The organism is Neobacillus sp. YIM B06451 (assembly GCF_032667185.1).
Taxonomy (GTDB): Bacteria; Bacillota; Bacilli; order Bacillales; family Cytobacillaceae; genus Bacillus_D.
The window spans coordinates 136,135-157,720 of record NZ_JAVFKJ010000004.1 but is presented as its reverse complement, the minus strand read 5'-3'; the positions used below and the strand labels follow the sequence as shown (position 1 = coordinate 157,720).

Here is a 21,586-nt window from a genome sequence, read left to right as displayed (position 1 = left end):
CAACTCCTTTGCTTTAATTGATATAATAGTAACTTGAAAAGCCAATCATTTGGTCGCCTGCGGGGCGACAAATATGGAGGTCGGCCACAATGCTCGATCAAACGTTTTTGAAGGAATTGCAGAAATATATAAATGACCACCTTGAGGTACTGATTGTAGAAGAATCCATGAGCTACCACAAAAGCTTTAAAATGGATGTTATTTTGGAAAGCATCTCTCCTATCGAGATGAAAGAGTTTATCGAAGAGAAACGGAAGCCAGTCCTGAGGGAGGTCCTTTTCAACTACATTGACAGGAAGGGAGTAACGGATTCCGATATTTACAAAAAAGCTTTAGTTGACCGCCGCCACTTTTCAAAAATCCGTTCCAATCCTAACTACCGCCCGGGCAAAAATACGGTAATTGCCCTTGCACTCGCGCTGGAACTGAATAAAAAAGAAACCGGCAAGCTATTAAGCTCGGCCGGCTACTCTTTGTCGGACAGCGATACTTCCGACCTCGTAATTCAATTTTGCATCGAAAAAGGAATTTATGATATCCATCAGGTGAACGAAGCATTGGAGTATTTCAGCCTTAAGCCACTTGGTGGGCTCACAGTATAAAATCCAGGGGATATTGCCACCCCTGGATTTTTCTTTAAATTATGGCCTTTTCGCAATCATCTCAATTTCCACATCAGCCCAAAGCGGCAGCGCCAAAACAGCAACCGTTGTCCTTGCGGGGAATGGTTCGGAAAACTGTGTTTTATAAACCTCATTCATTTCCGAAAAGTTTTTCATATCCGTTAAATAGACATTTACCTTCACTACATTATCCGGTGTAAGCCCCGCAGCTTCAAGGACAGCAAATAGATTTGCAAAGCATTGCTTCGTCTGTTCGCCAATACCGCCACTCACCAATTCCTCTGTCGTTGGATCAATCGGCGTTTGCCCGGATAAATAAACCAAGTCTCCCGCATCCACAGCATGCGAATACGGCCCAACCGCTTTCGCATCCTTCGATTCGTACGCTTTCCTCACCATTCAACCATCTCCCTTTCGATAATTGGTGTCAGGCACCATTCCATTGTAAATAGTTCGAGAAGGGTTGCTCTTTTCCTCCAGAAACATCAGGCAGCTGCTTTTTTAAAATTTACTCAATCATTTTTTTAAAAAAACAACTGCTTCATACGGCTTTAACACGAGGCTCGATTCTTCAAGTTGGACCTCTTTGTAGTTCTGTATAATTACTTCCGAGCCCCTGGCCTCGCCAATAAGACCCATATCATCCAGTACTATCTCTTCCTCGCCGAAATTGCAGAGCACAATTAGCTTTTCGTCGACCGACCTGCGCTCATAGGCAAACAGCGCCGGATGATCACGGTAGAGCAAGTTGAAATCCCCTGTTGTAATGATATCCAGTTTCTTTCGTAATGAGATGAGATGCTTGTAATGATAAAAGATGGAATCCTGGTCACTCAATGCCTCTTCAACATTAATTTCCGTATACCGCGGGTTCATTCCAATCCAAGGGGTTCCTTCTGTGAATCCCCCGTTCCGCCCGCCGGACCATTGCATTGGGGTCCTGGCATTGTCACGGCCCTTCACATAAATCGACTCCATGATCGTTTCATGCGGAATACCCATACCACGCTTCTCCTTGTACATGTTGAGCGTCTCGACATCCTTATACTCCTCAATGGAGTCAAACCGCACATTGGTCATGCCGATTTCTTCCCCTTGATAAATATAAGGAGTCCCCTGAAGCATATGCAGGCAAGTCGCAAGCATCTTGGCGGAAAGAACCCGATACTCCCTGTCGTTTCCAAACCGGGAGACGATCCGAGGTTGGTCATGGTTGTTCCAATAAAGGCTGTTCCATCCGGTTCCATGAAGGGCTTTCTGCCATTTTTCAAAATTCTCCTTCAGGTCGACGAGGTTTAACTTCTTTAAATTCCACTTTTCACCCGGGCCGCTGTCAAGTCCCATATGTTCAAAGGTAAAGATCATATTTACCTCTTTGTTTTCCGGAGCCGTGTATACCTTCGCATGCTCCACCCTTACCCCAGGCATTTCACCAACCGTTAAAATGTCGTACTTGGAGAGTACTTCCTCGTTCATTTCCTGGAGGAATTCATGGATTCTTGGGCCATTCATGTAATACGGGCTTCCATCCCCGTAAAGAGCCCCTTCCTCCATAGCCCCATCCGGAAGGCCGTCCACTTTCGAAATGAAATTTATGACATCCATCCGGAATCCATCAATGCCCTTATCGAGCCAGAATTTCATCATCTTGTATACTTGTTTACGCAATGTTGGATTTTCCCAGTTTAAATCCGGCTGCTTCCTGGAAAAAATGTGAAGGTAATACTGTCCGGTTTCCTCATCGTATTCCCAGGCAGGCCCGCTGAAGATCGATCCCCAATTATTCGGCTCCCTTCCGTCTTTTCCATCCTGCCAATAATAAAAGTCTCGATAAGCGTTATCCCGCCCACTTTGGGACAGGACAAACCATTCATGCTCATCTGAAGTATGGTTCACGACAAGATCCATGATGATTTTCAGTCCGCGTTCATGCGCCGCGGCCAAGAGCTCGTCAAAATCATCCATCGTCCCAAACTCTTCCATAACTTTATAATAATCACGAATATCATAGCCATTGTCGTCATTAGGTGAATCATAGATGGGGCTAAGCCAAATAACATCGACCCCAAGCTCCTTCAGGTAATCAAGCTTTTGTGAAATTCCGGCGATATCTCCAATTCCGTCCCCGTTCGAATCATAAAAGCTTCTCGGATAGATTTGATAGACTACGCTTTTTTTCCACCAATTCGTTTGCCGCATTGCTTCTTCCCTCTTTTCACATATATATCTATCAAGTTTTCATTTGTATCCATACATCATCCTGCCAGTTCGACAGTCGCATTCATTGTATCATTCCAGGCTGGATCTTTCCTCCAAGTTGCCCTATTCCCTTATTTCTAAAAATGCGTACATATAAAAAAACTGCCCTGGAAGGCAGCACATTACAGCTATTATTAGTCGGTGCTATATGCAGGCATTCGAATGATGAATTTGGTCCCCTTCCCCTGTTCACTCTCTACTTTTATTGACCCTTTAATGGAGTGGATAATTTTATACGATACAGAGAGGCCAACCCCAGTTCCCTTATCCTTTGTTGAGTAAAATGGCGTTCCCAGGTACCTTAACTGTTCCTTGGACATACCCGCGCCATTATCTTCTATGGCTACAAAAATATTGGACCCTTTTTTCCAGGCATGAATATTAATTTCCCCTTTTGACCCAATCGCTTCAATGCTGTTTTTTATCAGGTTCACAAAGACCTGCTTAATTTCGGAACTGTCGGCTTTGATGAATAGGTCGGCTTCGATTGAGGAGGTAATCGAGATTGTCTGAAGGTTCGTATACGATTTCATCAGTTCTATGATTTTATGAAGTTCATACTGTAAATCAAGTATTCCCATATCCGTACTTGCCGGTTTTGCCAGGGATAGGTACTCCGTCAGTATCGCCTGGGAATGATTTAATTCTTCTATCGAGATATCTATATATCTCCTTTGTGAATCTGTCAAATTGTCATCTCTTTTCATTAGTTGCAGGAAACCCCTAACAGCGGTCATCGGGTTGCGGACTTCATGCGCCACCGAGGCTGCCAGCTGCCCAATCACATTGTACCGTTCAGCCCGCTGGACCTTTTCTTCCAATTCAACCTGCCTCTTCAGGTTTTCAAAAATGAAAACGACGGACATAAGCGTAAGCCAGGCAATAATCGAAAAAATGAAAACAATTCCAATTTCATCGGAATGTTTATTCGCAATAAGCCATATTTCACGCGTTATCGTAATGACCCAGTGTACAGCACTTATGGCTATAACTTTGAACCGTAAAGAGTGGTCCCTGAATTTCCTGGAAATTACCGCCAGCAAGCCACCTGCAATTGCAAAATTCAGAACGGTTACGAGAGGATGGCCTTCTTGGAATAGAATCTTGTAGCCCATAGCAATTAGCAAGAGGATTGAACCGGTTAATGGGTTGCCATACAAAAACCCAATGATGATGGGAATTAATTTTAAATCGTAAATCAACTTATCGGAATAGTTAACAGAGAAAGTGAGAGTCAGGACGAGCGAGAGAGAAAGCACAAACAGGAGTCTTGGTTTCAAGCCATTTTCCTTTTTTCCGTTTTTATGCAAGAACAAATGGTAAAACCAGATTGGAAAAAGGACAACTAGTACCTGGTTTAAAACATGTCCAATATTCACAAGCATTGGCCGTTCTCCTTAAACATTAATTAGGCATCTTTTTACATATTAATCTAAATTCTCTAAAAAACCTCCAATCCCTGTTTCATTTCTCTGAAAATCGTTAATTTTTTTTGCCGAACCTCGTAACATTGCCAATACTCAAAAGGATAATAGGAAAACCGGACGATACTCCGTCCGGTTTACATGTTCTATTCCCGCTTTTCAAAGGTTTTGCAGGCTGTTTCTTCTACATTGGCAGCCTCCCTGCCATTTTGTCCAATTACAAAAATTGAATCGGCGACGCACTCATCGCCCTCTGCCCAGTACTTGCAATTATCCACATTGCATTTCACTTCTATTTTCAAGGGAAGCCCTCCTAGAAAAGATTTATGGAACTTTACCCCTTTTAATAGAACAATAATCCAATCGGTCCCGTTCCTATTTTTCAGCAAACAAATAGATTTTCGCCTCATATGGCCTTAACTGTAATGTGTTTTCCCTTTCATACCCAACGGTTTCATAATTCCCAATCAGCATCCGTCCCTCCGACATGCTGAATCCTGCAGGAAGCACGACGGAATACGCATTTTCCTGGAAGTTCGAAACGAACAGCAAAGTTTCTTCTCCATACGTCCTCGTATACGCGTAAACGTGCTCTTGATTCTCAAGAATCGGCTGGTAGTCTCCATATACAAATGCTTTGTATGTCTTTCTTAACTCAATCAATTTTTTGTAAAAATAAAAAATGGAATCAGGATTCTTCAATTCGGCCTCTACATTTATTTCCTTATAATTCGGGTTGGCCTTTATCCATGGCTCCCCCGCCGTGAAACCTGCATTCGAGCTGCTGTCCCACTGCATGGGCGTACGGCTGTTATCCCTGCTTAAAGGCTGCAAAACAGCAAGAGCCTGTTCCGGGCTCATACCGGCAACCAACAATTCCCGGTATTTATTTTTCATGGCGATATCGTTATAGTCATCGATTGAGTCGAAACGCGCCCCGGTCATGCCGATTTCCTCACCCTGATAAATATATGGTATCCCGGGCAAGGAATGGAGCATCGCGGCAAAAAGCTTTGCCGACTGAACCCTGTAAGAGCCATCATTCCCGTATCTGGTGACTAGCCTAGTATGGTCATGGTTATTCAGGAATTGTGAGTTCCAGCCCCTTCCCCATAACCCTTCGTACCAGCGTTTTTGGATTTCCTTAAACTGTTTTAAATCCCATGTCGGCATCTCATCGCATACTTCAAAGTGGAACAACGTATTTAATTCTTTCCTTTGCTCATCTACATACAGCAGCCCTTCTTCCGGGGAAACAAATGCTACCTCGCCAACCGTCACGATATCATAATGGCTGAATACCTCCCTGTTCATTTCCTTTAAATAATCATGCACACCAGGATTATTCGTAAGATAGCTGATGTCCTCCGGCTGGTCGGCATTCGGAAACCCTTCCTGTTTGGCTAAAAGGGCGATAGCATCCAGGCGGAAGCCGTCGATTCCCTTCCGGAGCCAGAAATGCATCATTTTATAGATCTCTTTGCGTATTTCTTCGTTTTCCCAATTCAAATCCGGCTGTTCGACGGCGAAGGAATGAAAATAATATTGATTGGTTGCCGGGTCGTATTCCCAGGCGGACGGGCAAAAATACGAGCGCCAATTGTTCGGCGGCCTCCCGTCTACTCCATCCCTCCAAATATACCAATCACGCTTCGGGCTATCCTTTCCGGACTTGGATTCCAGGAACCATGGATGCTGATCTGAGGTATGGTTGACAACCAAATCCATCATAACCTTTAACCCGCGACTATGCGCCCCATCAAGCAGCTCTTCAAAATCCCCCATCGTCCCAGCCTTTGGCATAATAGAATAGTAATCAGAAATATCATACCCGTTGTCCTTATCCGGCGACGCATAAAACGGGTTGAGCCAGATAACATCCACCCCAAGGCCCTTAATATAGTCCAGCCTTTCGATGACGCCGCGCAGGTCGCCGTAGCCGTCCCCATTTGTATCGTAAAAGCTCCGCCAATACACCTGATAAACGACGCTTTCCTTCCACCATTGGTTATTCAATGCCATCCCCCGTTTCCTGTATAGATAAAAACCCCAATCCGGAAGAACCAGAATCAGGGCAACTTTTGCATTACTTTCCGCCTGTAAAAGAAATTCCTTTTATAAAATAGCGATTAAAGAACGCATAGATTAATAACACAGGCAAAGTAAATACCATTGAGGCCGCCATAATGTAGTTCCAATAGCTGACGAATTGTCCTTTGAACGTATTCAGGCCAAGAGGGAGCGTAAACATATCAATATCAGTCATAACAATCAACGGCCGCATAAAATCGTTCCAGAATCCCATGAAAATAAAGATTGCCTGGGCGGCAAGCGCCGGTTTTGCCAATGGAAGAACAATCCGGAAGAAGGTTCCGAATCGGCTCAGCCCATCCATCTCGGCTGCTTCCTCCAATTCCTTTGGAAAGTTGACGAAGAATTGGCGCATCATAAAAATATACGTTGCATTGATCATCCCGGGGACGATCATCCCCTGGTAGGAATTCAGCCAGCCAAGCTGTTTTAAAATCAGGTAGTTCGGAATCATTGTAACCTGGGCCGGAATCATAAGGACTGCAAGGATAAGGATAAAGATCGGCTTTCTACCCGGAAATTTCAGCCGGGCGAGGGAATAGCCCGCCATTGAGTTAAAGATCAGATTCAGCACTGTGCCAACACTTGCAATAAAAAGGCTATTGAACATCCAGCGCGGAAAATGCTCCTGCTCTACGAAAATCTGTTTATAGTTATCTAGTGTGAAATTCTTTGGAATAAAGCTCATTGAACCGCTGACTATTTCTGAGAGTGTCTTAAACGATGACGACACTGCCCATAAAAATGGCACCATTGTCGTAACGGCGTAAGCTCCAAGGATGATATACAGGAATACCTTTCCGATGCTTGTTTTCCTCTTCATTTTTGTATACCCCCTTTTAATACAATGATTCTTCCTTGGAAAATTTCCGTTGAATAAGCGTTGCTATAAGGATGACAATGGCCAATATAAATGCAAGCGCGGAAGCATAGCCCATCGTTCCCAACGTTTTAAACGCATATTGGTAAACAAGAAGAACGATTGTCAAGGTGGAGTTATCCGGCCCGCCGGACCCGGCGGAAAATATGTACGACTGGTCAAACAATTGGAATGTCCCAATCAAGCCCATAATAACGACAAACGATGTAACCGGCCTTAAATGCGGGACGGTTATGTTCAAAAACTTCTGGATTGCATTCGCGCCGTCAAGTTCAGCCGCTTCATATAGCGAATCGGGAATGTCCTGAAGGGCTGCCAAATAAATGACCATAAAAAACGGCGCAGTTGACCAAATATTCATAATCATGATCGCATTTAAGGCAATGTTCGGGTCGCCAAGAAAATTATAGGTTGGAAGCCCAATAGACTCCAAAATCGTATTAATAAGCCCTTCCTTGTTATACATCCACATAAAAATAAGGGTTAAAACAGCTGATGATGTCAATGTTGGGAGAAAGTAGACAATCCGGAAGAAATTTTGCCCCTTAATTCCTGCGTTCAGTGTAGCCGCGAGAATGAGCGCGAGCATCGTCTGGCACGGGACTACAACCACAACATATTTGAACGTATTCCATAAAGCGATCTTCGCCCTTGTATCATTCAAAATCCGTTCATAGTTGCCGAAGCCGATAAAATCAAATGTGGCTGTTCCGAGCAGCTGTACTTTATGGAACGAAAGGAATAGCGTGTAAAAAATAGGCCCGACAATAAATATGAGCAATACCACTAACGCGGGCGATATAAACGTATATCCTTGGCCGGCTTCACGCAGGTTCCTCCGGGAAAATGAGATTTTCATTCTCTGCATCTCCTTTTATAAAAATATGGCGCTCCATTTGGCTGCCAAAACTGTTTCTGTCGAAGTCCCGAGACTTCGGCACAAAGAGTCCTGCAGAATAAAAGGAGGGAAAGGGGAATCGCCTATTCCCCTTCCCGTACACTCCATTACTTTGAATCAATTTCCGAATTCGCCTGCTTTTCCGCTTCTTTAAGAGCTTCTTCGAGCGGACGCTTGCCGAGGAAAGCACTTAAGAACTGGTTATTAAAGTTGTTCATAATGATTGGAAGATTCGTGCCTTCTGACCAAACTGTCGCGTATGATGCACCGGCAACAAGGGCGGCACGCAGTTCATCTTTGTCATAGCCGAGCTTTTCAGCAACAGACTTTCTGGTTGGCAGGGCATACCCTAAGCTGGTCCACGTTTCCATGCCTTCCTTACCTGTCAAATAAGAGATTAGCTTCCAGGAAGCCTCTTTCTTTTTCGAAGCACCATTCATTACATAAGCAACAGAGTAAGCCATAGTCGAATGTTTTCCATCTACTGTTGGCAATTCAGTAGTTCCGTACTCAATATCAGGGAATGTATCGGCAAGGAAAGGGATTGCCCAGTTTCCTTCTATGACCATAGCAGATTTGCCCTGTCCAAAGATCTCACCGCCCCAGTTCGCTCCTACTTCTTTTGGCTCGGCTGCGGTTTTATCAACATTATGCATATCGATAATAGGCTGGAGAGCGCTCACGACTTCTGGTGAAGCAAAGTTCGCCTTACCGTCTTTTACGATATCTCCGCCAGTAGACTCGCCAAGCCAGAACATGCGTGCAAGCTCAGGAGCGACGCCAAATCCATACACTCCATCCTTGGTTAGTTTCTTTGCAGCCTCGCGGAATTCTTCAAATGTTTTCGGAACCTCCACACCCGCATCACTCAGCATTTTTTTGTTATAAAACAATGCAAGTGTTGAGTAATCCTTAGGGAAGCCGTATGTTTTTCCATCCTGAATAAATGCTTCTGCCAATGGCTTTTCAAAATCCTCAACATCAAAGTCATCTGTTACATACTCATCCAGCGGCTCAAGGACACCTGTTTCAATCAAAGCCGGCGCTTCGAATGCATCTAGATAGAATACATCCGGGCCTTCGCCGCCAATCAGCCTTGTTTTAATAACATCCATGTATTGTTCGGAAATGACTTCGTATTTTACCTTGACATCCTTATGTTTCGATTCAAAATCCTCAATTACCTGCTTCAGAAGTTTTTCTTCAGTCGGGTTGCCTCCCCATCCTGCCAGGGTAACCTCTACCGGTTTTCCACTCTCTTTAGACCCCTCACTGTCTTTGTTTCCGGATGAATCTTTGCTGCAGCCGGCAAGAATACCTGCCATTAGTACTGATGCTACCCCCACTGTTGAAAGCCACTTTCTCATTCTCATTATCAGAGCCCCTTTCAATTTTTATTTTTGATATCTTAAGAGAGTTAATCTCTAGAGACTATAGTTGCTGATTCGGCACTCCTAGTTCTGGATAATTGCGTACCCAGTCGTATTTTCAATGATAGTTGCCTTTACGCCATCATTGGTGCGCACAGCTTCAAGCGACAGAATGCCTTCGCCTATCCTTATGTTGTAAACGGAAAGCTCATTCATTTCGGGCAGCAGCAGCGGCGATATCCTCATTTCCCTTGTGGCGCAGTCCGGGAACAGCCCGAGAATGGTCTGGATAAAAACGAGCGGAGTCCCCGCGGCCCAAGCCTGGGGAGAACACGCCACCGGATACTTTACAGCCTTTCCAAGCGAATCGCCGTAACCGCAAAACAGTTCCGGGAGCCGATTATATTCAAAAAATCCTGAGGCCTTTATCAGTCCGCCAATCACTTGATTCGCTTTGTCTTGGCGTCCTGTTTTACTCAATCCCAGCAAAATCAGGCTATTGTCATGTGGCCAGATGCTTCCGTCATGGTAGCTCATCGGATTATAGCCGGCTTCTCCTTCACCCATTGTGCGGATGCCGTATCCTGAGAACATTTTGGGAGATAAAAGCATATTGCTTACCGCATTGGCTCTCTCCTCGTTTAAAATGCCGGAATACAGGAGGTGCCCTGGATTCGATGTGATTGTCCCTACCTGTTTCTTTTCCGCATCAAGGGCGATGGCGTAAAACTCCCGATCTTCCATCCAGAAAGAATCATTGAATTTATCCTTTAATTTTTGAGTGTCCGCCCTGAGCTTTTCTGCCTTTTCGGTTTTCCCTAAATGATCATATAAGTCAGCGATGCCTGCTTTTGCCTGGTATACATAGCCCTGCACTTCCGATAAGGCAATTGGTGACTTGGCATAGTGCCCATTTCGGTGGACGATTGAGTCTCCTGAATCCTTCCAACCCTGATTGGCTATGCCCTTGCTTGATTCTTGATGGTATTCAACGAACAGGTCCCCATCTCTGTCCCCAAAGGAATCGATCCATTTTAAAGCGCTTTCAATATTGCTTTCAATGTCCTCAAGAATCTCATAATCGCCTGTCCAGTTTACATATTCTTTCACCAGGATTAGAAAAAGCGGGGTTGCATCGATAGTTCCGTAATATGGGGTAAATGGAATCTGTCCAGTGCTTGCGAGTTCACCATAGCGGATTTCATGCATAATCTTTCCGGGCTGTTCATCACGCCATGGATCGAGCTTTTTACCCTGATAGTTTGCCATTGTCAAAATGGTACCCTTTGCTATTTGCGGATTAAAGGCTAGCATTTGCAATGCCGCAATGATACTGTCCCGGCCAAACGGAACTCCGAACCACGGAAGCCCGGCGACAGGGAACGGACCAAAGCCAACGTCAGTCAGCAGGACCCTAAGGTCGTCGATGCCTCTTTGTACAAGTGTCTGCAACGGGGAATAATCTGTTTTAACTGTGGTGGTTTCCCTGGCCCACCTGTCATATGAATCCTGTAATTGGCCAAGGGCTGTATTAACCGGTACAGGTTTTCTATAGCTGGCATTGCCAATATGTGGCTGAATAAAAAATGTCACGCTGTCCTCTTCTTCATGCCCGAGGGTAAAACTGAAAGTTACACGGCCGTCAGCTTCTGCCGCTTTTGCGGTCTTATCCCAACTAACCACAGTTTTCCGCGTAATGTTATCTGATCCCACATACCCAAAGGTGAGGGAATTTCCATTAATCTCCTGGCCGGTCCTGCTTCCAACCTTTCCTTTCTGGAAGCCCCTGATAATGAACATATCTTTGAAATCGGCATCCATTTCAAGGGTAATTTCAAATGATACCTGTTTTGGAAAATAGTTTTTTACCTTGATTGTTTCATAGAGAACATCGTCTGATATGAATCGTGACCTTTCAATTTCAACGGATTCCCTCCACAAAATCAATCCATCGTGATTTTCCATATGGGGATTTGTAAGGAGAATTTTTGCCATGTAGTTTTCATCTGCATCAGAGGATAACAAGATAGGTTTTTCCCCGTTAATATAAAGATTCAGCTTGCTCAAAAAACGCGTATCCTTCGTATAAAGACCCAACCCATATGGATGGCCGACCGGAATGTCTCCTTGCTTATCGGTTAATAAAAATAGGTCATTTTCTTTAATTACACGGTAATCCATTATGCGCCTCCTGCAAACAGTTTATCCGAAACGTTTCGGATTTTGATACAATATATTTAAAGTGTGTAAAGCTTTGTTTTATTTTACTTAAACGTTTCGGATTAAATCGGCAAAAAACTATTTCCTTCTGTTTTTTGCAGCCGATTCTCTTATCACAAGTTTTGTCGACATCGTTACAATTTGCGGCTCCGACTTTCCATCAAGCATATTCACCAACAGATGCGCGGCCTGGTACCCCAATTGGAAAAAGTTCTGTGATACCGTAGTTAGCTGAGGATTTGAGTAGGATGCAAGAATGATATCATCATATCCAATCACCGATAAATCTTCGGGTACTCTTAGTCCGATGGATTTAGCCGCTTTCAGTGCGCCAAGGGCCATGATATCGCTCGCACAAAAAATGGCCGTTATATCTGGATGCTTGATGAGGAGCCTTCTTGCTTCCTCAAAGGCTGTTTCTTCCTCAAATTGGCCGTTGCAAACCCATTCAGGATTAACGGGCAAACCATGTTCTTTTAGTGCATCCATATATCCCTCGAGCCTTTTCCGGCTCACAAAAGCCTGGCCATGGCCATTGATCATGGCAATTTTTTCGTGCCCGAGGCCTATTAAATGCTCTACGGCTTTCCGCGCACCTGTAACGTTATCGGTCGTCACGTAGCCAACATTTTCAGAGTGGACTGGAATATCGATAAGGACACAGGGAATGTCACTTTCCACTACTTCCTTTAAATACGGATCGTCCGTTTTAATCCCCTGAATGATTACACCGTCCACCCGCCTTTCCCTGCATAACTGGGAGTATGTTTTTTCACGTTGCTTTGATGTATTTGTATTAAATAAAATCAAATCATATTCCTTTTCGGATACGGAATCATTTACTCCGGACAGAATCGACAAGATGATTTGATCCTTTTCACTTTCCCTGTTCAAGCCTGATACGAGCAGCCCAATTGTCTTTGAGACGTTCATTACGAGCCCTCTCGCTAGGATATTCGGGCTGTAATTCAGCTCCTTTGCGATATCCATGATTCTTTGCCTGGTCTTTTCACTAACATCGGAATAACCATTAAGCGCCCTGGAAACCGTTGTAACCGAAACTCCGGCAGTTTTTGCAATATCTTTAATCGTCGTAGCCATGGAATCCTCCGAAACGTTTTGGTACCTTGATACTTAAAGCATAAACCAGTTTGAAACCGTTTGCAATACTTTGAATTACTCAGCCTTTAATTTTCCTAATTTTCCAAAACGGTATATACTAAAATCAATGAAAAAATAAATATGAGCGTGAGGTTTATATGACTGAAAATAAAAGTGAACTTGAAAGTCTCCGAGAAGAAAATAAAAGGCTCGCAAATAGGATTACGGAATTGGAAGACCTGGTCAGAACCGTTTCGGCTCCCATAATCCCCTCAATTATTCCCGGAGTGCTGCTTATCCCCCTTGCAGGGACAGTATCATCCTCCAAGTTCGACCTAATCATACCGCAACTGTTGGAACAGGCCGGCGGAGAGGATATTGACACGGCCATTCTTGACTTTACCGCGATTAGCATAAAGGGGTTGGATGATCTAAAAATTCTGGGACACTACCTCATCAATTTAACCTCTTCACTAAGGCTTGTCGGTTCTCAGGTTTTGGTAGTTGGTATTACTCCTCGTTTTGCCCAGGAATTGGCCAAATCGCAATTGCAATTCATCAAGGAATTGCAAACTTTCTCGACCTTTAAATCAGCACTTCAATACTTAATGAAGAAAAAAGGATTGTCTTTAATAAAAAAAGTATAATTTTTTAAATAAAAGAGGTTTGAAAGCCCTAATGTGCGGGTAATACACATTAATGGGGCATTGAGCGGCACCAGATTCGGATAAAACAAAAAGACTGTAGGAAAACCCGAGCATGTCGGTGTTTCCTACAGTCTGAAACCCCTGTTTCAGGGGTTTCACTTTTGTGATTCAGCTGGTATTCCAATGGATTCTACTACATCCACTTCCTCGTTTTGCAGTTTATATCCTATACCCCAAACCGTTTTAATTGCCAGGTTAACTTCGTTTTGCTTAAGCTTTTTGCGAATTCTATTAAGATGCGTATCAATCATCCGATCATCCTCAAGATGTTCGTAACTCCATACAACCTTAAGCAGTTCTTCTCTTGTCACGACAACATCTTGTTTCTTGGCAAGGATCCAAAGGATGGCGAATTCTTTTTTCGTAAAATTCAATTCCTTTTTCCCATGATACACCTTATAGTTATTCCGGTTCATTTTAAGCTTTCCGAATTGGATTACTTCTTCCTCGCCGCTTCTCTTCATAGCAACAAGATCTAGCAAGACGTTTATTTTACATAACAGGACGGGATAGCTGATTGGATTCAGGACAACGTCGTCCGCGCCGGCTTCAAAGTATTTGATAATTTGATCTTCAGGTAAAGGCTTGCCGATAATGATGATGATCGTTTGAAACTTTTGGCGAATTTGGCGGCATAGTTCAATACTATTCACATCTATTAATGAATGATTGATAATAACGACGTTTGGTCTCCATTCAATCGCACTGATTAAACCCTGCAAACCATTGTTATAGGAGGTGACTGAGAAGTAAGATCCGAAAAATTGCAAAAGCTTTGCGCATCTCTGACTATCTTCTTCTATTATTAATATCTTCTTTTCCATTTAGTACGCCCCCAAACAGCACTAAAGGCAGATTGGCCTTTTTAATATTATAGCAGTTGCTTTGATGGCGGTAAATATTACCTACGATAATGGATAATGGCAAGCAACAAAATGTTCGTTATCCGTTTTAGCAAACGCTGGTGCTTCTTCCCGGCATTTTGCCTGGGCAAATGGGCATCGGGTATGGAAATAGCAGCCTGAAGGAGGATTGATTGGGCTTGGTACGTCCCCTTCAAGGACAATTCTATTCTTCTGATCTCTTAATCTTGGGTTCGTAACAGGGTTTGCGGAAATCAATGCAAGAGTATAAGGATGCTTTGGATTGTCAAAAAGCTCGTCCACGTCCGCCAGTTCTACCAGTTTACCTAAATACATTACCCCAACACGCTTGCTAATATGCCTTACAACGTTCAATCCATGGGAAACGAATAGATATGTAAGGTCCATTTCCTTTTGAAGTTCTTCCAAAAGATTGATAATTTGCGCCTGGATTGAAACGTCCAATGCGGAAACGGCTTCATCAAGGACAAGGAACTTCGGGTTCAGTGCCAATGCTCTCGCAATGCCAATCCTTTGCCTTTGGCCGCCGCTAAACTCATGTGGATATCTCCTGATATGGTAAGGGCTTAAGCCAACAATCCCCATCAGTTCCTGAACGCGCTTTTCCCTTTCGGCCGGATCTTTCATGCCGTGGATTTTGAGTACCCGCCCGATCGTATCACCAACGCTCAGCCTTGGATTCAGCGAGGAGTACGGGTCCTGGAAAATGAGCTGCAAATCTTTGCGGGTCTGGCGCATATTCTCACTAGATAAATCAAAGATGTTTTGGCCTTCAAATTCGACGCTTCCAGCTGTTGGTTCGAGCAAATTCAGCAAGACCCGTCCGATCGTGGACTTGCCGCAACCGCTTTCCCCTACAAGGCCCAGTGTTTCCCCGCGATAAATATCCAGGCTTACACCATCAACTGCCTTTACATATCCCTGGACCCGTCCAAGCAGGCCACCTTTAATAGGAAAATGTTTTGTAACGCCCCGGGCGCTCAGAATAACTGAAGACTCTTTATTTGTGTCTTGTTCTCGCTCTAACATCGTATTCAGCATGCTTCTTATGCCTCCCAGCGATTAGTATATTTCCAGCAACGTACTTGTTCTTCTTCCGAAATGACGACTGTTTCCGGCATTTCCGCACGGCACAAATCCCTTGCATATTCACAGCGTGGTGCAAAACGGCAGCCAGGCGGCAGATTCAATGGATTCGGTACAACGCCATCAATTGCATACAGTTGGCCTTGTTTCTTTTCCGGGGTCGGCATTGATTTCAAAAGTCCTTCGGTGTACGGATGTTTTGGGTTTTCAAAAATCGTAAATACATCGCCCTGCTCAACAATTTGTCCGGAATACATTACGACTACGCGGTCTGCCATTTCCGCTACTACTCCTAGGTCGTGTGTGATAAGCATAATGGAAGTATCAAGCTTGGCTTTTAGGTCTTTCATTAGTTCCAAAATCTGATTTTGAATCGTAACATCCAATGCAGTTGTCGGCTCATCCGCGATTAATAGTTCAGGGTTACAGGCAAGCGCAATTGCAATCATGACACGCTGCCTCATCCCGCCGCTCAGTTCATGCGGGAATGCCTGGACACGGCGTTCGGCCTCTGGAATTCCAACCAATTTCAGTAGTTTAATAGATTGTTCCATTGCCTGCTTCGGTGTCATTCCCTGATGCAAAATTAGAGACTCGGAAATCTGGTCGCCAACTCGGAAAACCGGGTTAAGAGATGTCATAGGTTCCTGGAAAATCATTGAGATCTTATTTCCTCTGATTTGGCGCATCTGTGTTTCGGATTTTTCCAACAGGTTTTCCCCGTCATAATTAATTTCGCCGGCAACAATTTTACCTGGAGGGGATGGAATGAGGCGGATAATGGACAATGAAGTCTGGCTTTTTCCGGAACCCGACTCGCCAACTATCGCCAGTGTCTCACCCTTTTTAATTTTAAAATCAACGCCGTCCACAGCCGGGACTACCCCGTCTTCGGTGAAATAATGGGTCTTTAAGTTTTTAATCTCCAAAAGAGTTTTTTTCTCTGTTATCGTTGTACTCATGCTTGTCCTCCCTCCTAGTTCTTGTTACGCGGATCCAAAGCGTCGCGTAAACCGTCTCCGACAAAGTTAACAGACATTACAGATATTAGTATTAATAAACCAGGAAAAATCGCGACCCACGGATAGTACAACAACGTGGACAAGTCCTGAGCCTGTGTAAGCATATTTCCCCAGCTTGGCGTTGGTGGCTGGATTCCCAACCCCAAGAAGCTTAAGCCCGCTTCAGAAAGGATATTACCAGCAATGTCTAATGTTGCAATTACCGTAATCGGCGCAATTGCATTTGGAAGTATATGATAGAAAATAATGCTTGGCTTCACTTCCCCGGTAGCCCGGGCGGCTTCAACAAAATCACGTTGCTTCAATGTGAGGATTTCACCGCGGACTATACGTGACATGCCTGTCCAGCCTACGATACTTAAAACAAATACAGTTGTCCAAATGGTAGGGGGGATAATTGATGCGATGATAAGCAGCAAAAACAGGGATGGAATTGATTGAATGGCATCAACAACCCTCATCATGATATTATCCACAACTCCGCCAAAATATCCTGCAACCGCCCCATACGTAATGCCGATGAGCAAAGTGAATACCATTGCCGTCAACGCAACAGTCAGCGATATCCTCGTTCCATAAACCGCCTTGCTGAATACATCCCCGCCCAGGCCATCAGTCCCAAAAGGATGCTCGAGGCTTGGCGGTAAACTCGCAGCCTCATAATCAAGTGTGTAAGGATCATATGGGGCAATCAAGGGAGCGAATATTGCCATTAGGATTAAACCGCAGAACACTATGAGGCCTGTAACAGCCAATTTATTCTTTTTGAATCTTTTCCAGACGGCAGCTGAGCGGGTCTCGATTTTCCCCTGCTCCTGCCACTCGGTCAATATTGCTTGATTATCTGCTAATTTTGGGACGCTCATCTTAGGCTACCTCCTCTAGTTCTTTCCATATTGGATGCGTGGGTCCACGACTGCATAAAGGATGTCCGCAAGCAAGTTCCCTAGTACAACCATTATTCCCGCAAACATTGTTGTCCCCATGATTACTTGATAGTCCCGGACAAAAATGGCATTTACCGCCAAGCGGCCCATTCCCGGCCATGCAAATATCTGCTCTACAAACAATGCGCCGCCAAATAGGGCAGGCAACTGTAGTCCCAAGATTGTAATGAGCGGAAGAAGGGCATTCCTTAATGCGTGCTTGTAAATAACCTTGTTTTCCGATACCCCTTTTGCCCTTGCCGTCCTAACGTAGTCCTGTTTAATGACTTCCAACATACTTGAACGCATATAACGGGACTTGCTGGCAATCAAGCCAAAGCATAGTACGGAAGCCGGCAAAACGAGATGCTTCAAGCGGTCCATAAAATCGAAGCGATCATAGACGGACATCATGTCACTCGGAGGGAATAAATCAAGTTTTAAAGAAAATAATAATATTGCCATTAAGGACAGGTAGAACGAAGGCACCGCAATCCCCACATAGGTGAATGAGGTAAAGAAGTTGTCAAACAAAGAATATTTTTTTACAGCGGAGTAAACCCCGATCGGAACCGCAAGGATGACGGATAATACAATGGCTACCCCCATCAGGAGCATGGTTGCGGGTATCCGTTCAGAGATTTTCTCCATTACAGGGCGGCCATCCTCGAATGAATAACCAAGATCCCCTTCTAGTACGAGGAGCTTCAGCCATTTAAGATACTGTATGTAAATGGGTTGGTTCAAGCCCAGTCTTTCTTCAATCGCTGATGTATCGACCGCTTCCGCACCTTCACTGCTTCTATATACATCGAGAGGGCTTCCTGGAGCCAATGTCATTAAAAGGAATGAAATTATAGAGATGATGATTAATAGAGGAATAGCTTGGAGACTACGCCGTATGATATACTTCCACATTTAAACTTCCCCCACTTTCCATTGCACGAATGGTGATTTATTTAACCTTTTAAGAATAAGAGCCGTAGGGACTAGACTGTCACCTACGGCTGCTTATGTCAGGTCATTTCTAGTTATTATGCTTAAATTTCAATTGATGCGATTGGCTTTTGGCCAAGGTACTCTACTATTTCCTCTTCTTAGCGTTAGTCCAGTACCAATCATAAATGTTGAAGTAACGGGAATAAAGTGAGAATTTAACTCCGCCCAAGTCTTTGTGCATGCCTGCGAATCCTTTCGGATGGTGCAGCCACAGGCTGTGTGCGTCATCGTTCAGGATTTTGTGAAGCTCCTGGTAAAGAGCGTTACGCTTTGCAGCATTTGGCTCCTTACGGAAATCTTCCATGATCTTGTCAATACGCGCATCTTTAACGGCTTGGTTGTTGTTGTTCGGATACTGGCTGGAATGCCATAGACCATATTTGTCTGGGTTTGTTCCGAGAGACCATGCGCTAACGTGTGCAGTTACTTCACCAGAATCGATTTTATCGAGCCAGATTGAGAAGTCGTAAGAACGGATAGTCGTTTTTACGCCAATCTTCTTCCAGTCCTGCTGGGCCATCTTGGCAATGTCTTCACGTACTTTGTTACCGTTGTTGTAAGTCAGTGTAACTTCCATTACCTTGCCGCCCTTTTCGCGGTAACCGCTTGAACCCATTTTCCAGCCAGCATCATCGAGAAGGTCGTTCGCTTTCTTCACATCATATGCAAGTGGCTTTACGTTTTTGTTGTATGGTGCTTCCATCGGATGAATCGGCCCGCTTGCTAGCTGGGCATTTTTCAATAGAACTGTGTTGACGATTGCCGGGCGGTTAAGGCCATAAGACAACGCCTGGCGAACTTTCTTATCAGCAAACAGTGGATCTTTCTGGTTCAAGCCGATATAGTCATAACGGCCCTGGTCATACTTAACAATTTTCAGGTTCTTGTTCTTTTGGACAGTTGCCACACTTTTCGGGCCGACTGATTCAACGAAGTCTACCTGATACTTCAGAAGGTTAACAACTTCAACGTTCGCATCCGGAAGAATTTTCATTGTGAGCTGATCCATATAAGGGCGGCCATCCCAATAGGTCTTGTTAGCAACAAGCACAACGCGCTGGGCTGTTTTCCACTCCTTGAACTTGAACGGTCCGGAACCTACAGGATTACGGTGGAAGCTGGAGTCGTTAAAGCTCTTAACTCCGTTAGGGAACTTATGCTTCGGAATGATCGCGTAGCCCACTGTGTACAAGAAAAGCGGTGATGGATCCTTCAAATCGAAAACAACTGTGTAGTTGTCCTTTGCGGTAACTTTATCAATCATTGAAATGGAACCCTTGTATGGGTTAATTGAATCTTTGTGAAGCAGCATATCAAATGTAAATACTACGTCATGGGCAGTCAAAGGCTTGCCATCATGGAACTTTACATCTTTACGAAGGTTGAAAGTGTATCTCTTTGTATTGTTTTCAATTTTCCAGCTTGTAGCTAAGCTAGGGATGATATTGTTTTTGATGTCGGTTGATACCAGTCCATCAAACATCATGCCCTGGAGTCGGTTGGATACAGCATCGCTAGTTGTACCAGGAGTCAGGCGAGTAGCGTCAGCAAATGTACTGAATACAAGTTTGCCACCGACTTTCTTTGGATCGAAGCCTTTGCGGGCTGCCGCATCGGCAGGCGTCGCAAATGTCGACAAGATCAGGATTAAAGCTATTCCTGATAGAAATAGTGTTTTAAACTTCTTGAACAAGTTGATTCCCCCTCAATTATTTTTTCGTGGTTGCGTCGATCGTCAGCACTGAACCGAACTTTTCAGCAGTGATGGTTGCAGTAAGTGCGCCTTTCAAATCTTCGAGTTTGGCTTCTTTGCCATCAAGGGTAACTTTCACTTCATCGTTAATTGTGAAAGTCTCTTTGTAGGCTGCAGTAAGGGTAACTGTCAATTGCTTCCCATTAATGGCGATATCTTTGTTCGTTACTTTGGATATGAAAGGATAGATCCCAGTTACTTCATCATCCTTCGTAAAGAATGCCTGTGCACCGAATTCAGCGCCGTTCCCCAAGTATTCAGTGATCAATTTGATTGTGAATTCCTGAGTAGGGCTGTTTGGCAGGGATGCAACGAACGCATTCAGGTTCATATCCTTTGTAAATGTTCCGATGTTCCATTTCCCAGCTGTCACCTTCAGCGCGCCTTCTTCAGCATCAAGGATTTCGCCTGCATAGAATGCAGCCTGGCCATTTTTGTTCAGAATGACTGTAGCTGGGCTTCCGACTTGGACGTCCTCTGCTGTTACAGCCTGGTCACCTACGAAAAGCGAGATATTTGACGCAAATGTGTATTCAGTTGTGTCGGAACCGTTATTCAATGTGAAGCCCTTTTCCGAAACAGCTACGACAACGCCTTCATCCGTAGTAAAGTTGCCTTTAAGGGTAATGAACTTGTCAAACGCAACCGCGGCTGCTTCCCTTGTTACAACTTCATCAAGGTCGACGTCGATATCAAGGACATCCTTGCGGACCAGATAGAACAAGAAGTCGATCGGGCGATTTGTCCATGCCTTCTTCAAGCCTAAGCCTTGTGCCAATGCTTTACTCATTTCCGCATATGTAACACCCTTTTGCGGTTCAACATTCCCTTTGCTCAAGGAAAGATACCCATTGTTCACCAATTTAAGAGTATTCGTATAATTGGAGTTCTTTGAAGATAAATCTTTGAAAGCGACTTTCTTGCCAGTTCCTAAAGACATCACCTGGTTGACAATGTATGCGAACTCGATCCTTGTGAGTTCACCTTCAGGGTCGAATACATCGCCAGGGTTTTTGATGACTCCTAGGGAAACTAGCTTGTTAATAGATGTTTCGCCCTGGGAACCTGACGTATCGGCAAATTCCACTGCGTAGGCATTGTTAACTACTGCGAAGCTAGGTAAGATCAGGGAGCAGGATAATGCTCCGACTAAAAGCAACTTCTTAAAATTCATTTTGTTGTTTCCCCTCTCTTGAGTTTCTTTTCTTTATCTTGGTAAGGTTGTCGATTAAAGTGAAAAGCCCTCCTTTTTATTATTTTTTGTACTTATTGGAAAATTGCGATACTTCTATAGTATTTATAACATATATTTCCTTGGAAAATACTCTCGTTTCGCTAAAAAA

19 protein-coding genes are annotated in these 21,586 nt (G+C 44.2%); 2 read left to right on the top strand and 17 right to left on the bottom strand.

What is annotated here, in order from left to right:
- Positions 1-89: 89 nt before the first annotated feature.
- On the top strand, positions 90-602 hold the full coding sequence (locus RB160_RS10510) for a hypothetical protein (RefSeq protein WP_316570221.1): 513 nt from the start codon (positions 90-92) through the stop codon (positions 600-602).
- Positions 603-641: 39 nt separating this feature from the next.
- Here RB160_RS10510 and RB160_RS10505 read toward each other — a convergent pair whose 3' ends face one another.
- From RB160_RS10505 to RB160_RS10460, 10 genes are all read right to left on the bottom strand, one after another.
- Positions 642-1,022, bottom strand: coding sequence for a RidA family protein (locus RB160_RS10505; RefSeq protein WP_316570220.1), 381 nt, complete (start codon positions 1,020-1,022; stop codon positions 642-644).
- A 117-nt stretch (positions 1,023-1,139) separates the two neighbouring features.
- Complete coding sequence (locus tag RB160_RS10500) at positions 1,140-2,822, bottom strand: glycoside hydrolase family 13 protein (protein WP_316570219.1); 1,683 nt, start codon at positions 2,820-2,822, stop codon at positions 1,140-1,142.
- 194 nt (positions 2,823-3,016) lie between these two features.
- Complete coding sequence (locus tag RB160_RS10495; RefSeq protein ID WP_316570218.1) at positions 3,017-4,267, bottom strand: ATP-binding protein; 1,251 nt, start codon at positions 4,265-4,267, stop codon at positions 3,017-3,019.
- Positions 4,268-4,452: 185 nt separating this feature from the next.
- Positions 4,453-4,608 (bottom strand): DUF1540 domain-containing protein, encoded by a 156-nt coding sequence (locus RB160_RS10490; RefSeq protein WP_316570217.1) that lies wholly within the window; start codon positions 4,606-4,608, stop codon positions 4,453-4,455.
- A 73-nt stretch (positions 4,609-4,681) separates the two neighbouring features.
- Positions 4,682-6,322 (bottom strand): glycoside hydrolase family 13 protein, encoded by a 1,641-nt coding sequence (locus RB160_RS10485; protein ID WP_316570216.1) that lies wholly within the window; start codon positions 6,320-6,322, stop codon positions 4,682-4,684.
- A 70-nt stretch (positions 6,323-6,392) separates the two neighbouring features.
- Complete coding sequence (locus RB160_RS10480) at positions 6,393-7,220, bottom strand: carbohydrate ABC transporter permease (protein ID WP_316570215.1); 828 nt, start codon at positions 7,218-7,220, stop codon at positions 6,393-6,395.
- 16 nt (positions 7,221-7,236) lie between these two features.
- On the bottom strand, positions 7,237-8,136 hold the full coding sequence (locus RB160_RS10475) for a carbohydrate ABC transporter permease (RefSeq protein WP_316570214.1): 900 nt from the start codon (positions 8,134-8,136) through the stop codon (positions 7,237-7,239).
- A gap of 146 nt (positions 8,137-8,282) precedes the next feature.
- The gene (locus tag RB160_RS10470; RefSeq protein WP_316570213.1) at positions 8,283-9,548 is read right to left on the bottom strand and encodes an ABC transporter substrate-binding protein; all 1,266 of its coding nucleotides are present in this window, start codon (positions 9,546-9,548) and stop codon (positions 8,283-8,285) included.
- An 81-nt stretch (positions 9,549-9,629) separates the two neighbouring features.
- On the bottom strand, positions 9,630-11,726 hold the full coding sequence (locus RB160_RS10465; RefSeq protein ID WP_316570212.1) for an amylo-alpha-1,6-glucosidase: 2,097 nt from the start codon (positions 11,724-11,726) through the stop codon (positions 9,630-9,632).
- Positions 11,727-11,843: 117 nt separating this feature from the next.
- Positions 11,844-12,866 carry a LacI family DNA-binding transcriptional regulator gene (locus RB160_RS10460; protein WP_316570211.1) on the bottom strand — a complete coding sequence of 341 codons (1,023 nt, stop codon included), beginning with the start codon at positions 12,864-12,866 and terminating at the stop codon, positions 11,844-11,846.
- A gap of 158 nt (positions 12,867-13,024) precedes the next feature.
- Between RB160_RS10460 and RB160_RS10455 the strand changes: the two genes are divergently transcribed.
- Entirely contained in the window at positions 13,025-13,513 is a 489-nt protein-coding gene (locus tag RB160_RS10455) for an STAS domain-containing protein (RefSeq protein ID WP_316570210.1), read from the top strand.
- A gap of 155 nt (positions 13,514-13,668) precedes the next feature.
- On the opposite strand, the gene RB160_RS10450 is transcribed toward RB160_RS10455, so the two are convergent.
- The 7 genes from RB160_RS10450 to RB160_RS10420 all read right to left on the bottom strand — a co-directional run bounded on the left by RB160_RS10450 (position 13,669) and on the right by RB160_RS10420 (position 21,417).
- Positions 13,669-14,397 carry a response regulator transcription factor gene (locus RB160_RS10450; protein WP_316570208.1) on the bottom strand — a complete coding sequence of 243 codons (729 nt, stop codon included), beginning with the start codon at positions 14,395-14,397 and terminating at the stop codon, positions 13,669-13,671.
- A gap of 81 nt (positions 14,398-14,478) precedes the next feature.
- The gene (locus tag RB160_RS10445; protein ID WP_396954703.1) at positions 14,479-15,498 is read right to left on the bottom strand and encodes an ABC transporter ATP-binding protein; all 1,020 of its coding nucleotides are present in this window, start codon (positions 15,496-15,498) and stop codon (positions 14,479-14,481) included.
- A gap of 5 nt (positions 15,499-15,503) precedes the next feature.
- Complete coding sequence (locus tag RB160_RS10440) at positions 15,504-16,505, bottom strand: ABC transporter ATP-binding protein (protein WP_316570207.1); 1,002 nt, start codon at positions 16,503-16,505, stop codon at positions 15,504-15,506.
- A gap of 14 nt (positions 16,506-16,519) precedes the next feature.
- Positions 16,520-17,431, bottom strand: coding sequence for an oligopeptide ABC transporter permease (gene opp4C / locus RB160_RS10435; protein ID WP_316570206.1), 912 nt, complete (start codon positions 17,429-17,431; stop codon positions 16,520-16,522).
- A gap of 15 nt (positions 17,432-17,446) precedes the next feature.
- Positions 17,447-18,409, bottom strand: coding sequence for an ABC transporter permease (locus tag RB160_RS10430; RefSeq protein ID WP_316570205.1), 963 nt, complete (start codon positions 18,407-18,409; stop codon positions 17,447-17,449).
- A gap of 166 nt (positions 18,410-18,575) precedes the next feature.
- A complete protein-coding gene (locus RB160_RS10425; RefSeq protein ID WP_316570204.1) occupies positions 18,576-20,183 on the bottom strand; it encodes an ABC transporter substrate-binding protein in 1,608 nt (535 codons plus the stop codon).
- Positions 20,184-20,199: 16 nt separating this feature from the next.
- Complete coding sequence (locus tag RB160_RS10420) at positions 20,200-21,417, bottom strand: S-layer homology domain-containing protein (RefSeq protein WP_316570202.1); 1,218 nt, start codon at positions 21,415-21,417, stop codon at positions 20,200-20,202.
- Positions 21,418-21,586: the final 169 nt, after the last annotated feature.